At 72.7% G+C, this 14,479-nt stretch carries 13 protein-coding genes and 1 tRNA gene; 4 read left to right on the plus strand and 10 right to left on the minus strand.

What is annotated here, in order from left to right; translation table 11 throughout:
• Window positions 1-11 precede the first annotated feature (11 nt).
• Window positions 12-698: a peptide deformylase gene (gene def / locus ACH5HR_RS04810; protein WP_416476543.1), complete on the minus strand. Its 687-nt coding sequence runs from the start codon at window positions 696-698 to the stop codon at window positions 12-14.
• Window positions 699-740: 42 nt separating this feature from the next.
• Here def and ACH5HR_RS04815 point away from each other — a divergent pair, with 42 nt between their 5' ends.
• Window positions 741-1,742 carry a CPBP family intramembrane glutamic endopeptidase gene (locus tag ACH5HR_RS04815; RefSeq protein WP_416476545.1) on the plus strand — a complete coding sequence of 334 codons (1,002 nt, stop codon included), beginning with the start codon at window positions 741-743 and terminating at the stop codon, window positions 1,740-1,742.
• Between the two features lie 44 nt (window positions 1,743-1,786).
• Window positions 1,787-1,963, plus strand: a complete 177-nt coding sequence (locus tag ACH5HR_RS04820; protein ID WP_416476547.1) for a hypothetical protein — start codon at window positions 1,787-1,789, stop codon at window positions 1,961-1,963.
• An 82-nt stretch (window positions 1,964-2,045) separates the two neighbouring features.
• Here the strand turns inward: ACH5HR_RS04820 and ACH5HR_RS04825 are convergent.
• The 5 genes from ACH5HR_RS04825 to tmk all read right to left on the minus strand — a co-directional run bounded on the left by ACH5HR_RS04825 (window position 2,046) and on the right by tmk (window position 7,519).
• Window positions 2,046-2,118, minus strand: a tRNA-Thr gene (locus ACH5HR_RS04825).
• A 174-nt stretch (window positions 2,119-2,292) separates the two neighbouring features.
• Window positions 2,293-3,864: an alpha/beta hydrolase gene (locus ACH5HR_RS04830; RefSeq protein WP_402373826.1), complete on the minus strand. Its 1,572-nt coding sequence runs from the start codon at window positions 3,862-3,864 to the stop codon at window positions 2,293-2,295.
• Window positions 3,865-3,905: 41 nt separating this feature from the next.
• Window positions 3,906-5,603, minus strand: a complete 1,698-nt coding sequence (locus tag ACH5HR_RS04835; RefSeq protein ID WP_416476550.1) for an enoyl-CoA hydratase-related protein — start codon at window positions 5,601-5,603, stop codon at window positions 3,906-3,908.
• 111 nt (window positions 5,604-5,714) lie between these two features.
• Entirely contained in the window at window positions 5,715-6,881 is a 1,167-nt protein-coding gene (locus tag ACH5HR_RS04840; RefSeq protein ID WP_416476552.1) for a DNA polymerase III subunit delta', read from the minus strand.
• Complete coding sequence (tmk, locus tag ACH5HR_RS04845; RefSeq protein ID WP_402373821.1) at window positions 6,878-7,519, minus strand: dTMP kinase; 642 nt, start codon at window positions 7,517-7,519, stop codon at window positions 6,878-6,880. The genes ACH5HR_RS04840 and tmk overlap by 4 nt, the downstream gene beginning before the upstream one ends.
• Window positions 7,520-7,601: 82 nt before the next feature.
• On the opposite strand from tmk, the gene ACH5HR_RS04850 reads away from it, so the two are divergent.
• On the plus strand, window positions 7,602-7,997 hold the full coding sequence (locus ACH5HR_RS04850; protein ID WP_402373818.1) for a pyridoxamine 5'-phosphate oxidase family protein: 396 nt from the start codon (window positions 7,602-7,604) through the stop codon (window positions 7,995-7,997).
• A gap of 27 nt (window positions 7,998-8,024) precedes the next feature.
• Here ACH5HR_RS04850 and ACH5HR_RS04855 read toward each other — a convergent pair whose 3' ends face one another.
• Together ACH5HR_RS04855 and ACH5HR_RS04860 are read right to left on the minus strand one after the other, a co-directional pair.
• Window positions 8,025-9,098 carry a Gfo/Idh/MocA family protein gene (locus ACH5HR_RS04855; protein WP_416476554.1) on the minus strand — a complete coding sequence of 358 codons (1,074 nt, stop codon included), beginning with the start codon at window positions 9,096-9,098 and terminating at the stop codon, window positions 8,025-8,027.
• Entirely contained in the window at window positions 9,095-9,562 is a 468-nt protein-coding gene (locus tag ACH5HR_RS04860; RefSeq protein WP_416476556.1) for a MarR family winged helix-turn-helix transcriptional regulator, read from the minus strand. Before ACH5HR_RS04860 ends, ACH5HR_RS04855 begins: the two co-directional genes overlap by 4 nt.
• A gap of 75 nt (window positions 9,563-9,637) precedes the next feature.
• Between ACH5HR_RS04860 and ACH5HR_RS04865 the strand changes: the two genes are divergently transcribed.
• Window positions 9,638-9,856 (plus strand): hypothetical protein, encoded by a 219-nt coding sequence (locus ACH5HR_RS04865; protein WP_402373810.1) that lies wholly within the window; start codon window positions 9,638-9,640, stop codon window positions 9,854-9,856.
• Window positions 9,857-9,922: 66 nt separating this feature from the next.
• On the opposite strand, the gene ACH5HR_RS04870 is transcribed toward ACH5HR_RS04865, so the two are convergent.
• Together ACH5HR_RS04870 and topA are read right to left on the minus strand one after the other, a co-directional pair.
• A complete protein-coding gene (locus ACH5HR_RS04870; RefSeq protein ID WP_416476558.1) occupies window positions 9,923-11,242 on the minus strand; it encodes a glycoside hydrolase family 11 protein in 1,320 nt (439 codons plus the stop codon).
• A 265-nt stretch (window positions 11,243-11,507) separates the two neighbouring features.
• On the minus strand, window positions 11,508-14,300 hold the full coding sequence (topA, locus tag ACH5HR_RS04875) for a type I DNA topoisomerase (protein WP_416476560.1): 2,793 nt from the start codon (window positions 14,298-14,300) through the stop codon (window positions 11,508-11,510).
• Between the last annotated feature and the right edge of the window lie 179 nt (window positions 14,301-14,479).

The following is a 14,479-nucleotide window of genomic DNA, read 5'->3' on the forward strand; positions in this document are numbered from 1 at the left end:
CGCGGAAGGGCTCAGCGTCCGCCCGCGGGCTCCGCGGGATAGTCGGCCGGCGTCTTGTCCAGCTCGATCGCGATCTCGCGACGCGTCGCCAGGACCTCCGCCCGCTCCTCGTCCCGCTGCCGCAGGGCGTCGCGCTGGTCCTCCGCCGACAGGTGGTCCCAGTAGAGCGTGCCGTCGAGGTGCTGGGACTCGTGCACGAAGCACCTCGCCAGGAACCCGGTGGCCTCGAGCTGGACCGGGCCGCCGTGCTGGTCCACGCCCCGGACGGACGCCCTGGACCGGCGCGCCAGCGGCACGTACGCACCCGGCACGGAGAGGCAGCCCTCCTCCTCCGTGACGAGCTCGGCCGAGGTGTCGATCTCGAGCAGCGGGTTCACCACGTGACCCACGTGGCGGTCGCCGCGCTCGTCCGTCACGTCGTAGACGAAGACCCGCAGGTCCACGCCGACCTGCGGGGCCGCCAGCCCGACGCCCTGCGCGACCTCCATCGTCGCGAACATGTCGTCCACCAGGCGGGCCAGCTCCGGGGTCGAGAACTTCTCCACGGCACGAGCCGGCGTGTGCAGGACAGGCTCACCGATCTCCGTGATCCGCCGGACCCGGCCGCGCCGCGACTCGGGCGCCTGGGCAGGGTACGGGTCGACCGCCTCGCCGAGCAGATACGTGGTGGGACGCCGCCGACCGAAGCTCCAAGCCATGGGCCCGAGCCTACCGGCGCGCCGCTCCGCTACGGTGTCCGCGTGCGCGCGCTGACCACCTACCTCGTGATCTCGTTCGGCCTGTCATGGCTGGCGGCGCTGCCGCTGTGGCTCGGGGACGGCCTGGACAGCCCGCTGCTGGGAGTGGTGGCGATCACCATGATGCTCGCGCCGGCGATCGCCGCGCTCGTCGTGGTGCGGTGCGTGGAGCGCCGACCTCTCGCCCGGTCGCTCGGCCTGGCTCCGGTACGCCCGTGGGGACGGTTCCTCGGGTGGCTGGCGCTGGCGTTCCTGGTGCCCGTCCTCCTCGTCCTGGCCGCCCTGCCGGTCGCCTCCGCCCTCGGGCTCTACGAGATGGACCTGGAGACGTTCTCCGGGTTCCAGGAGGTGGTGGACGGCCAGCTCGCCGCCGTCGGCGTGGCGGGCCAGGTGGACGTCCCGATCCAGGTGCTCGTCGCCCTGCAGCTGGTGAACGTCATGATCGGCGCGGTGGTCAACCTCGTCCCCGCGCTCGGCGAGGAGCTGGGCTGGCGGGGCTGGCTGCTCCCCCACCTGGCATGCCGGACGCACGTGGCGACCGCCGTCGTCGTCTCCGGGGTGGTCTGGGGGCTGTGGCACGCCCCGCTGGTGCTCCTCGGGTACAACTACCCGAACGCCTCGCCCTGGCTCGCGCTCGTCACGATGGTGGGATCGTGCACCGTCGTCGGGGCGATCTTCTCGTGGCTGCGCCTGCGCAGCGGCACCGTGTGGGCGCCCGCGCTCGCGCACGGCGCGCTCAACGCCGCCGCGGGCATGCACCTCGTCCTCGGCGCGGCCGGCACCACCGTGGACACCACGCGAGCGACGATCCTGGGCTGGAGCGGGTGGATCGTGCCGGTCGTGCTGATCGCCGTCCTGGCGGCCACCGGACAGTTCCGGGCGCGGCCCGCACCTGGAGCGCGGTCTGCACCCGGAGCGCCGGCGGCTCCCGGAGCGCCGGCCGCGCAGCCGGCCGCGCAGCCGGCCGCACCCGTTCCGGAGAGCGAGCACCCGCCCGGCGCGTGATCCTTCACCGAGCGCGGCGTCCGACGCGAGGATGCGGGCCGACCGTGCTCGAGCAGCGCCTCGACGAGGTGCGTCAGGGCGCCACCCCCTCGGGCGGCGACCCGGACGCGGCACCCCCGCAGGGCGAGACACGGCACGGGAGCAAGGCCTCGCCGCAGACGGCGGCCGAGCCGAGCCCGCCGGACCGGTTCCAGCAGACCAGCTCGCAGCCGCGCGGCTGAGTCGGCGCCCCGCCGTCCGCACCGTTCGCCAGGAACGACGAAGGCCCCGGAACCGTCTGGTTCCGGGGCCTTCCGCGCGCTGAGCCGCCTATCAGAATCGAACTGATGACCTGTTCATTACGAGTGAACCGCTCTACCGACTGAGCTAAGGCGGCGCGCCCGACGACGTGCGAGGCGGGGCCTCGTTCAGCGGGCGCGCCCAGACTACCCGACGCCTGGCCGCGACTCCAAAAGTATCGCCCGGGCCGACGGCGTCACGTGGCTCACACCCGGCGCCGGACCTCCTACCCCGGCCAAGCCGGTACTACCCCGGCGAGCGACCCAGTACCTCAGCAGGTGAGGCCGTCCTCGGGGACCGTGCCGTCCACGAGGTAGTCCTCCAGCGCGTTGTCGATGCAGCTGTTGGAGCGCCCGTACGCGGTGTGCCCCTCGCCCTCGTAGGTGACGAGCACGGAGGTGTCCAGCGCCTCCGCCATGCCCTCCGCCCAGACGTACGGCGTCGCGGGGTCGTTGGTGGTGCCGACCACGACGATCGGTGCGGCGTCCGGGGCGGCGACGTCGTACTCCTGCTCCGCCACGGGGTAGGGCCAGTCGGCGCAGGTGATCCCGCCATAGCTGAAGAACGTCCCCACGGTGGGGGCCGCCGCCTCGATCTCGGCCGCCTCGGCCCGCATGGCCTCGACGTCCGGGTCGCTGCGACCGTCCAGGCAGTTGACCGCCGTGAACGCCTCGGTCGAGTTGGTGGAGAAGGACCCGTCGGCGTTCCGGTCGTTGTAGAAGTCGGCGAGGAACAGCAGCATCGTGCCGGTGCGCTGGTCGATGGCCTCCTCGAGCGCCTGCGTGAGCAGCGACCAGTTCTGCTCGTCGTACAGCGTGACGGCCACGCCGTAGAACGCGAGCGTCTGCGTCACCTCGCGGTCGCTGTCCGTGGGGTACGGCCGGTCGAGCGCCTGGTCGAGGACGTCCCGCACCTGCTGCATGCCGTCGTCGACGGAGCCGGTCAGCGGGCACCCGGAGCCGCCCTGGCAGTCGGCGACGTAGGCGCGCAGGGCGTTCTCGAACCCGACGGCCTGCCCGGCCGACATCTCGGCCGAGTCGATGCGCGGGTCGATGGCGCCGTCCAGCACGAGCCGGCCGGTCCGCTCCGGGAACAGTCCCGCGTACGTCGCCCCGAGGCTCGTCCCGTACGACGCGCCGAGGTAGTGGAGCTGGTCGTCACCGAGGGCGGCACGGAGCATGTCCATGTCCTTGGCGGCGCTCTGGGTGTCGACGTTGCCGAGCAGCTCCCCGGTGTTCTCCGCGCAGGCCTCGGCCCAGGCGGCGCTCGACTCGCGCGCGGCCGCCAGACCCTCGTCCGTCGAGCGGTCGAAGTCCTCGCTGAGGTACCGGTCCTTCTCCGCGTCGTCGTAGCACTCGACCTCCGTCGAGTCCCGCACGCCCCGCGGGTCGAAGCCGACGACGTCGTACGCCTCGAGCAGCCGGTCCCCGAAGGTTCCCGCCGCGGCCTCGAGGTAGTCGACGCCGGACCCGCCCGGTCCGCCCGGGTTGATCAGGAGCGAGCCGATCTTGTCCCCGGTGGCGCGGGTGCGCATGATCGACAGCTCGATCTCGCCGGCGTCCGGGTCGCTCCAGGACAGCGGCGCGGAGACGGTGGCGCACTCGAACTCGGTGCGGCACTCCGTCCAGACGATGTCCTGGGAGTAGTGCTTCTCGAAGCCCTCGGGCGCCCCGCTCCCGGAGGCGGTCGGCGCCTGGTCGGCCGGGGTCTGGTCCTTCGCCGGGGCGTCCGCCGTGCATCCGGCGACCACGAGCAGCGCGGCGACGACGGCGGTCACGCCGACGGCCCGCCGGCCGTTCGAGCGGGCGGGCGGCGGGCTCGGGCGGCGGTGGGTGAAGATCACGGGGCCAACCTACCGGCCAGGGCCGGGCGTCCGGCGACCATTCACCGAAACTCCTCGCGCGCGCCTCCTGCCAGCGCGAACCGGAGCCGCTCGGGAGTCTCCGGTGCCGCCGACTTGCGCAGGAAGTCCCGCCGGCGGGCGGCGAACCCGTGGCGGTCGTCGAAGATGTCGCGGGCCATCTCGGCCAGCTCGATGGTCCGGTGGTAGGACAGCGGGCGGTCCGGTGCCCGGCGGCCCGCCGCCTCGGTCGCGGCGGCCAGCTCCGCGGAGCCCGCGAGCTCGGCGACACGCTTGGCGAGCCACGCGTCGAACTCGCCGGTGTTGCGCGGACCGACGGCGTCGATCAGCCCGAGCTCGGCCGCCCGGACGGCGGAGACGGGCAGCCGGCCCGTGAGGAGCATGTCCGCGACCTCGGGCCCGACGCGCGCTGCGACGGTCCACGTGTGCAGCTCGGAGCCGTAGATCCCCATGTCGTAGAACGGGTTGAGCACGACCCCGTCGCGCGAGAGGACGACGTCGGCGCACAGCCCGGCCATCACGCCGCCCGCGCCCGCGCTGGCGGTGAAGGCGGCCACGGTGAGCTGCTCCGCACGGGCCACGGCCTCGCACAGGTCGTCGATGGCCTGGATGTTGGCCCAGGCCTCGGCGGCCGGGTCGTCGGAGGCCTCGATGACGCCGAGGTGGATGCCGTTGGAGAACAGGCTCTCCGTGCCACGCAGCACGAGCACCCTCGTGTCCTCGGCGAGCGCGTCGCCGACGGCGGCGGCGAGCCGGTGGCACTGGTCGGTGTGCATCGCGCCGTTGTAGGAGCGGATCGTCAGGAGGCCGACGTCGCCGTCGCGCTCGTAGTGCGTCTCGGCCAGCTCGGACGGGCCGGCGTGCCGCGGCGACGTGCCGGCGGGGTCCAGGACCATGCGCGCCGGCAGCTTGGTGCCGCGCCGCTCGGCCAGGGTGGCCGCGTAGCCGACCCACAGCGTGCCCCCGGTGGCGGCGAGCGCCACGGCGTCGACGTCGTGGCCGACGACGGCGCCCGGCTCGGCCTGCGGGTCCAGCACGTCGAGGGTGGCGACGGCGTCGAACAGGCAGAAGCGTGCGCCGTCGACCTGTGCCGGGGCGCCCGGGGCGCCGTCGGCGGCCGCGATGCGGCGTGCCAGCTCCTCGACGGGCAGCGACCAGTCGACCTCGAACGCGGGCCGCCGCAGGAGCGGCAGCTCACCGGTCCCGGGCACCTCGCGCGGCATCTCGTCGGCGGGGACCGGCTGCTCGCCCGCGGCGACCATGCGCACCACCTCGGCGACGCACGCCATGGCGGCGTCCGCGACGGGGCCGTTGTAGAGGGCGCTCTTCGCGACGGGCGCGTCGGGCAGCGTGAAGTTCGACGTCGCCCAGACGGGTCCGGCGTCCATCTCCTCGACGGTGGACAGCGCCGTGACGCCCCAGCGCTCCTGCCGCGTGAGGATGGCGTGGTCCAGCGAGGACGGCCCGCGGTCCCCCACCGGCCCGGGGTGGACGACGACGGTGGTCCACCGGTCCCACACGTCCCGCGGCACGCGGTGCTTGAGGAACGGGCACAGGATCAGGTCGGGGTCGGCGTCCGCCACGGCGGCCGTCAGCGCCTCCGGCGAGTCGAAGGCCGGCGCGATCTCCACCCCGACGTCGTGGCCTTGGTCCTTCAGCGCGCACCAGACGCGCTGCGTCAGGCCGTTGAACGCCGAGACCAGCAGCAGGATCCGCATCATCATCCTCATCGTCGTCGGAATGCCCGGGTGGCACGCCACGGACGATCACAGAGCAAAGCGGGTGAAAACGCAAGCCCCCTCTTGACGCGCGGCGTGGTCCTGGGCTTCTGGTCAGCCCTGCGGGCGCAGCGCGATCGCCATCGCCTCGAGCGCCAACAGCGGCGCGACGTTGCCCTCGAGGCGTTCGCGGGCCGTGCCGATGGCGTCCATCCGGCGCACCGTCTGCTCGGGCGTGGCGTCGCGCGCCAAGGAGCGCACGACGTCGGCGTGCGCGGCGTTCACGAGATCGACGTCGGCGCCGAGCTGAACCACGAGGACGTCCCGGTAGAGCGAGAGCAGATCGACCATGGCCCGGTCGAGCACGTCCCGCTGGCGACGCGTGGCCCGGCGCTTCTGGTCGTCCTCGAGCTGCTTGAGCTGCGAGCGCAGCTTGGGCGGGAGGGTGTCGCCCTCGCCCACGCCGAGCGCCCGCATCAGCTCGGCCTTCTCGGTCGCGTCCCGCTCGACGGTGGCCGCGGCAGCCTCGGCCTTGGCGACCTCGACGAGCTCGGACGCCGCGAGCACGGCGTCCGGGACGCCTCGGATCCGCCGCGCGACCTCCAGGACGGCCGTGCGCCGCGAGCGCGCCTCCGGGTCCCGCGCGAGCCGGCGAGCCAGCCCCACGTGCGACTGCGCCGCCCGCGCGGCGTCCAGCGCCAGGTCCGGGTCGGCTCCGTCGCGGCGCACCAGCAGATCGGCCACGTCCGGCGGCGGCGGCACCCGCAGCGCCACGGCCCGGCAGCGGGACCGGATGGTGGGCAGCACGTCCTGCACGCTGGGGGCGCAGAGCACCCACACGGTGTGCGACGGCGGTTCCTCGACGGACTTCAGCAGCACGTTGGTGGTGCGCTCGGCCATGCGGTCGGCGTCCTCCACGACGATGACCCGGTAGCGCCCGACCGACGGTGTCCGTGCGGCCGCCGTGATGAGGTCGCGCACCTCGTCGATGGTGATGACCACCTTCTCCGTCGCGACCACGGTGAGGTCGGGGTGCGTGCCGGCGAGCGTGGTGGTGCACGCCTGGCACCGGCCGCAGCCGGGGGTGCCGTCCGTGCTGCCGGTGCACTGCAGGGCCGCGGCGAAGGCTCGCGCCGCCACGGAGCGGCCGGAGCCGGGCGGGCCGGTGACCAGCCAGGCGTGGGTCATCGCCGCGGGGTCGGACGCCGCCCGCTGCAGCACGCGCACCGCGTCCGGCTGCCCGACGACGTCGTCCCACACGGTCCCGCTCGTGGCCGTCACGACGGAACCTCCGGCGGCAGGCCGAGGCGCACCGCGACGTCGACCCGGATCTGCCCCTGGACGTCCTCGGGCGAGGCGGCGGCGTCGACGACGAGCCATCGGGCCGGGTCTGCCGAGGCGCGCCGCAGGAACGCGTCGCGCGTGCGGTGGTGGAACGCGCTGCCGGCGCGCTCGAGCCGGTCCGGCGACCCGGTGAGCCGGCCGGCGGCCTCGACCGGGTCCAGGTCGAGCAGCACCGTGACGTCGGGCAGCAGGCCCTCGGTGGCCCAGAGCGAGAGGTTCTCCACCTCGCTCTCGGACAGCTCCCGGCCACCGGCCTGGTAGGCCACCGACGAGTCGAGGTAGCGGTCGGTGACCACGACGGCGCCGCGCGCGAGAGCTGGCCGGACGACGGTGGCGACGTGGTGGGCGCGGTCGGCGGCGTACAGCAGCGCCTCGGTCCGGGGGTCGAGGTCCTCGCCGTGCAGGACGGCCTGCCGGAGCTGTGCCCCGAGCTCCGTCCCGCCCGGCTCACGGGTCACCACGATCTCTCGGCCGGTGACCTCGCCCAGCCACTCACCCAGGAGCCGCACGTGCGTGGACTTGCCGGCGCCGTCGCCGCCCTCGAACGAGACGAAGTACCCGGGTGCTGTGCTCACGGCTGCCACCCTAGCCGCGGCCACCCACAGCGGACGCCCGCGTGGCAGGATGGCAAGCACCACCGTCACAGGGAGGCCGCGCATGACCGCACAGACCGTCGAGAAGCTCACCGAGGACGAGTGCTGGGAGTTCCTGCGCGACCGACCGGTGGGCCGGCTCGCGACCGCCGTCGCCGGCGACCCGGAGATCTTCCCCGTGTCGTTCAGGGTTGCCGACCGCGTCGTGTACTTCGTGACGCACCCGGGCAGCAAGCTGGCGGAGGTCGCGATCAACGCCCACGTGGCGTTCGAGTCCGACGAGTGGACGCCGGAGGTCGCCACGAGCGTGGTGGTCAAGGGCACCGCCGAGATCCTCGAGCACCACACCGACGTCGCGGCCGCGGAGGCCACCGGCCTGGTCAGCTACCTCGACGACGGCAAGAGCGTCTGGGTCCGCATCACACCGGTCACGGTGTCCGGGCGGCGCCTGACGCGCTGACCCGCTGGGAGTCCCCGGACGACGGCGTCACTCGCCCGGGTAGACGACCCCGAGCCCGGCGCGCACCTCGTCGAGGACGGCCATGACCTCGAGCGTGTCCGACCAGGGCATCCTGGCGCTCTGGGTCTGCCCCGCGGCCAGGCACCGGGCGACCTCGGCGGCCTCGTACGCCTTGCCCTCGCCGTCGGGCGACGTGAAGGTCCAGGAGGGGCCGTCGTCGCGCACCACCTCGAAGCCCGTCGGGCCGAAGAAGAAGTGCGGGACCTCGATGCGGCCGCGGGTACCGATGATGCGCGCCCCGGCACCGCCCGACGCCCCGGACGAGGTGTGCAGGATCGCCTGCGCGCCGTCGTCGTACCCGAGGATCATGCTGACGTGGTCGTCGACGCCGGTCTCGGCGAGCGTGCCGTGCGCCAGCACGGTGTCCGGCGCTCCGAGCAGGTCGTGGGCGAACGTGATCGGGTAGATCCCGAGGTCGAGCAACGCGCCGCCCGCGAGCTCCGGCGCGAAGAGCCGGTGCGACGGGTCGAACGCGAAGGCCACGTCGAACTCGGCGATGACGGTGCGCACCTCGCCGATCTCACCGCGTGCGATCGCGCCGCGGATCGCCGCGACGTGCGGCAGGAAGCGCGTCCACACCGCCTCCATGCAGAACACGCCGGCAGCCTCCGCGGCGTCGAGGAGCGTGCGGGACTCGGACACCGAACGCGTCAGCGGCTTCTCGACCAGCAGGTGCTTGCCCGCCTCGATCGCCAGCAGCGCGTGCTCCAGGTGGTGCGAGTGCGGGGTGGCGACGTAGACGGCGTCCACCTCCTCGTCCGCCACCAGGGCCTCGTACGAGCCGTGGGCACGGGCGCCCGGCGCGTGCGCGTCGGCGAAGGCCCGCGCCTTGTCCGCCGAGCGCGACCCGACGGCGACGATGGAGCCTGCGGTGCGGTCCCGGACGCCGTCCGAGAACGAGGCGGCGATGTTCCCGGCGCCGAGCACGCCCCACCGCAGCGCAGGTGCGTCGAGCAGCTCCGGGACGGTGCCCGCCAGGTCGGCGGTGGTCAGGCGGGCAGCGTAGGTGGCCGGGTCGACGGCGGCAGCGGTGTCGGTCATGCGCTCACCGTAGCGGTGCCGTGCGCGGCCGTGATGACGGCGTCCGCGGCCACCTTGACCCGCTGGAGCTCGTCCAGGCTGAGCCCGCTGGACTCGACCACACGGTGGGGTACCTGGAGCGCCTCCCGGCGCAGCGCGGTTCCTGCCTCGGTCAGGTGCACCTCGACCACCCGGGCGTCCGTGGTGGCGCGGCGTCGTGCGAGGAGGCCCTGCTGCTCCAGCCGTTTGAGCAGCGGCGACAGCGTGCCCGGGTCGAGGTAGAGGCGACCTGCCAGTCCCGTCACCGTCGTGGTGCGGCCGGCCCCGGCGTCCTCCCAGAGCCCGAGCAGCACGAGGTACTGCGGATGGGTGATGCCGAGCGGCTCGAGAATCGGCTTGTACAGGGCCACCATGGCCCGGGCGGACGCCGAGAGCGCGAAGCACACCTGGGCCTCGAGCGCGAGCGAGTCGTCAGGCTGATCCATGCCGATCATCGTACGGCGGGGATACGCTTGGTGCACCAACATCGGGCCGGGGCACCGGCGCACCAAGGAGCACGGATGGGACTTTTCAGCCGCCGCCCCGGCGACGACCGCACCTGGGGCATGCGCCTCACCGAGACGTTCCTGCCGATCTTCGGTCCCGCGTCGATCCGGCGCGGGCCGGCCGTCTCCCCGCGCCCCGAGGACCAGGCGCGCGACGCCGAGCTGCGACGGACCCTGCAGCGCGTCACCGGACCCGACGGGAACACCTACCTGGTGGAACGCCCGGAAGACTGATCGAGCACGACGTCGGCCCCGGCTCCACGAGGGAACCGGGGCCGACATCCAGCCACGACGGACGAATCAGGCCGCCGAGCAGGAGACCGCCACAGCGTCCGGGTCACCCTGACCGATGAACCCCATCGTCGTCGACGCCCCCGCAGACAGGCTGCCGTTCCAGCCGGCGTCCGAGATCATGTTCCCCGACACCGTGCCGTTCCACGCCTGACTGACCGTCACCCCGTCCACGGTGACCTCCCAGCCACTGACCGGCGCCGAACCAGCGGTGATCGTCACCTCGGCCTGGAAGCCGTCGTTCCAGGAGTTCGGGACCGACACCGAAGCGGAGCACGTCCCGTCACCCCCGCCGTCGTTCCCGCCGTCGTTCCCGCCGTCGTTCCCGCCGTCGTTCGGGTCGCCGCCGCTGCCGGAGGAACAGCTCGCGCTCGGGGTGGAGTTGTTGCCGTTCTTGAACAGCGTGATCCCGAACGTGTTCCCGTTACCGTTCGGCGTCGCCGTGAGCGACCCGGTGGACCCGGTCACGTTCGCGTTCCAGCTGTTCTGCAGCTCCTGACCACCGTTGAGCCCGATGTCGACGGTCCAGTCGCTCGCACCACTGACGGCCATCTCGACGTTGAAACGGTCGTCCCACTCGTCAGCGCGCGTCACAGACACCGAGCAGGTCCCGTCACCACCATCGTTGCCACCGTCGTTCCCGCCGTCGTTGCCGCCGTCGTTGCCGCCGTCGTTGCCGCCGCTGGTCCCCAGCGTGACGTTCGAGGAGCCGGAGGACTGATACCCCTCGGTCGCCATGATCTGGTAGTAGTGATTGCCCAGCGGCATTCCGGCCTGCGCCCACGCGTTGAAGTGGTTCGCCGTGGTGATCGTGCCGCTGGTGCGCTTGTTCTGCCGCACGCTCCAGTACTGCGTGAACGTCGCGGTCCCGTCGATCGAGGGCTGGTTGACCCGCTCGGTGGTGTAGATGTCATAGGTGCCACCGTCAGTGGTGACCGTGCCCTTGAACTGACCCGTGGGCCGGTAGGTGCCCCAGCTCTCGATGATGTAGTACTCCACCAACGGGTTGCGGGTCCAGCCGTACAGCGTCAGGTACGAGTTGCCCTGCGGGTTGAAGTCCGCGGAGTACTGCACCGTGCGGTCCGTCCCGGTCTGCCAGCCCTTGCCGGCCACGAAGTTACCCGTGTTGCTCCACTGCGTGGAGTAGTTGCCTCCCGGGCCGAGGTCCATCGACACCGTCCCGGGCGAATCAGTCCAGAACGAGTAGAAGTACCCGTCGTGGAAGTCCTCGGTGTTCTCCGAGACCGCAGACGCAGCCGGAGCACCAGCCACCAGCCCGCTCGCGAGCAGCGTCGCCGCGGCACCCAGCGCCGCCAACCTGCGACGCACCCGCCGGCCTCGAGATGGAGAAATCGATTTCGAACGAGTCATGATCCAGCACTCCCTCGTGCAGTCGGATTCGGCGTGAGATTGCCCCCGCGCCGATCACGCTCCCGCCACCCGCTGGCCGCCACAAGACTCGTAAACGTTTAACAAGAACTGTCGGGGCGGCACGGGGAAGCTCGTGCGGCAGGGTGGACGCCCGCTGCGGCGCCGAGGGGAACCGGCAGCCCGCGCCTGCCCCCGGCATGGACACCCGGGAGCAGGCGACCGCCTACGTCGACGAGGACTTGCCGGCCGCCTTCTTTGCCGGCGCCTTCTTCGCGGCCGGCTTCTTGGCGGGAGCCTTCTTCGCCGGTGCCTTGCGCTTCTTCGGGCCCTGCGCCCGCTTGTCGGCGAGGAGCTCGATCGCACGGTCCGGCGTGATCGACTCGGGGGTGAGGTCCCGCGGCAGCGTGCGGTTCGTCTCGCCGTCGGTCACGTAGGCGCCGAACCGGCCGTCCTTGACGACGATGGGCTTGCCGCTGTTCGGGTCATCGCCCAGCTCGCGCAGGGGAGGCGCCGCAGCAGCCCGTCCCCGCCGCTTCGGCTCGGCGTAGATCTTCAACGCCTCGTCCAGCGTGATCGTGAAGAGCTGCTCCTCCGAGGAGATGGTGCGCGAGTCCGTGCCCTTCTTCAGGTACGGGCCGTAGCGGCCGTTCTGCGCGGTGATCTCGTCGCCCGACTCGGGGTCCTTGCCGACCACCCGCGGCAGCGACAGGATCTTCAGCGCGTCGTCGAGGGTCACCGTGTCCAGCGCCATCGACTTGAGCAGCGAGCCGGTGCGGGGCTTCGGCTGGGCGGCCTTCGCCTTCTTCTTCGCGGCGGCCGACAGGTCCGGGTCGATCTCCGGCAGGTCGAGCACCTCGGTCACGTACGGGCCGTAGCGCCCGTTCTTCGCGACGACCTCGTTCCCGGACTCCGGGTCGACGCCGAGCACGCGGCCGTCGTCGGCACCCGCGGCGAGCAGCTCGCGCGCCTTCGCCACCGTCAGCTCGTCCGGTGCGATGTCCTCGGGCACGGAGGCGCGCGGAGCCTTGCCCTCCTTGTCGGGCTCGGCACGCAGGTCCTCCAGATAGGGCCCGTACCGGCCCACCCGCACGCGGATGCCCTCGCCGATCTCGACGGAGTTGATGGCCACCGGGTCGATCTCGCCCAGGTCCGCCACCAGGTCGCGCAGGCCCCAGGTCTCGGCGCCCTCGCCCTCCCCGAAGTAGAACCGGGTCAACCACGCGACGCGCTCCCGCTCACCCGCCGCGATCTCGTCGAGGTCCGCCTCCATCGTGGCCGTGAAGTCGTAGTCGATGAGGCGGCCGAAGTGCTCCTCGAGGAGCTTCACGACGGCGAACGCCAGCCACGTGGGCACCATCGCCTGGCCCTTGGTGCGCACGTAGCCGCGGTCCTGGACGGTCGAGATCGTCGCGGCGTAGGTCGACGGACGGCCGATGCCGAGCTCCTCCAACGCCTTGACCAGCGAGGCCTCCGTGTAGCGCGCGGGCGGGGATGTCGAGTGCCCCTCCGCCGCCAGCTCGGTGCTCGCGAGGGCGTCGCCCTCGGCCATGCGCGGCAGCCTGCTCTCCTTCGTCGCGCCCGAGCCCCCGGCCGCGCCACCCGCACCAGCCTCGGCCTCGTCGACGTCGCGCGACTCCTCGTACGCCGCGAGGAACCCGCGGAACGTGATCACCGTGCCGGACGCCGAGAAGATCGCGTCGCTGCCGGCACGCTCGCCCGCGCCCTGGCCGAGCCGCGCCGCGAGCCGCACGGACGCCGTCGACCCCTTCGCGTCGGCCATCTGGGAGGCGACGGTGCGCTTCCAGATGAGCTCGTAGAGCTTGAACTGATCGCCGGAGATCTCGCGGGCGACCTGCGCCGGGGTGCGGAACGAGTCCCCGGCGGGACGGATCGCCTCGTGCGCCTCCTGGGCGCCCTTGTTCTTCGAGGCGTACAGCCGCGGCGCACCCGGCACGTACTCGGGGCCGTACAGCTCGGCGGCCTGGCGCCGTGCCGCGTCGGTCGCCTCCGCGGACAGCGCCGGGGAGTCGGTCCGCATGTAGGTGATGTAGCCGTTCTCATACAGCGCCTGCGCCGTGCGCATCGTCTGCCGCGAGGCCATCCGCAGCTTGCGCGACGCCTCCTGCTGCAGCGTGGAGGTGGTGAACGGCGCGGCGGGCTTGCGGGAGTACGGCTTGGTCTCGAGCGAGCGGACGGCGAACGACGCGTCGTCGAGCCCGGCGACGACGGCGTGGGCACCGGCCTCGTCGAGGTGCACGACGCCGGTCCGCACCTTGAGGCGGCCGAGGTCGTCGAAGTCCCGGCCCGCCGCCACGCGGTCGCCGGCGAGCCCGGTCAGCCGGGCACGGAAGAGCTGGCCGGCGTCGTCGCCCGACTCGGGCGCGAACGACCCGGTGACGTCCCAGTAGTCGGCCGTGACGAACGCCATGCGGTCGCGCTCGCGCTCCACGACGAGCCGCGTCGCCACGGACTGCACCCGGCCCGCCGACAGGCCCTGGCGGACCTTGCGCCACAGCACCGGCGACACCTCGTAGCCGTAGAGGCGGTCGAGGATGCGGCGGGTCTCCTGGGCGTCCACCAGGTCGGAGTCGAGCTCGCGGGTGTTCTGCAGGGCGCGCGCGATGGCCTCACGGGTGATCTCGTGGAACACCATGCGGTGCACCGGCACCTTGGGCTTGAGCGCCTCGATGAGGTGCCAGGCGATGGCCTCGCCCTCGCGGTCCTCGTCCGTCGCGAGGAAGAGCTCGTCGGCGTCCTTGAGCGCGGCCTTCAGCTCGCGCACCTTCGCCTTCTTGTCCGCGTACACCTCGTAGTACGGGTCGAACCCGTTGTCGACGTCGACGGCGAACTTCTTGTACGGGCCCTTCTTCATCTCCGCCGGCAGGTCGGACGGCTGCGGCAGGTCACGGATGTGGCCGACGCTGGCCTCGACGACGTAGTCGTCGCCGAGGTAGCCCTGGATCTTGCGAGCCTTGGTGGGAGACTCGACGATCACGAGCTTGCGGGCCTGTGGCATCCGTTCCTGCTTTCCGACGGTGTAGGGGTGGGGCGGTGCTGCGCGGGCGCTGTGGTCATGTCACGGTACGACACGGACGACGACGGCGGCACTCTACCGAGGAGTGCCGCCGTCGTCGTCCGGGGTCCACAGGCCCTCGCCGGGGCCGTGCCCGGCCACCCCCGGCGCGCGGGCCGGCG

The organism is Isoptericola maris, from assembly GCF_048065335.1.
In the GTDB taxonomy this organism is placed as follows: Bacteria; Actinomycetota; Actinomycetes; order Actinomycetales; family Cellulomonadaceae; genus Isoptericola; species Isoptericola rhizosphaerae.

What these genes read in the sequence shown, in the direction of transcription:
- ACH5HR_RS04865 (WP_402373810.1), top strand. Translation starts at nt 9,638, where the DNA reads ATGGGACTTTTCAGCCGCCGCCCCGGCGACGACCGCACCTGGGGCATG.
- ACH5HR_RS04835 (WP_416476550.1), bottom strand. Translation starts at nt 5,603, where the DNA reads ATGATGCGGATCCTGCTGCTGGTCTCGGCGTTCAACGGCCTGACGCAG.
- ACH5HR_RS04850 (WP_402373818.1), top strand. Translation starts at nt 7,602, where the DNA reads ATGACCGCACAGACCGTCGAGAAGCTCACCGAGGACGAGTGCTGGGAG.
- ACH5HR_RS04860 (WP_416476556.1), bottom strand. Translation starts at nt 9,562, where the DNA reads ATGGATCAGCCTGACGACTCGCTCGCGCTCGAGGCCCAGGTGTGCTTC.
- ACH5HR_RS04855 (WP_416476554.1), bottom strand. Translation starts at nt 9,098, where the DNA reads ATGACCGACACCGCTGCCGCCGTCGACCCGGCCACCTACGCTGCCCGC.
- topA (WP_416476560.1), bottom strand. Translation starts at nt 14,300, where the DNA reads ATGCCACAGGCCCGCAAGCTCGTGATCGTCGAGTCTCCCACCAAGGCT.
- def (WP_416476543.1), bottom strand. Translation starts at nt 698, where the DNA reads ATGGCTTGGAGCTTCGGTCGGCGGCGTCCCACCACGTATCTGCTCGGC.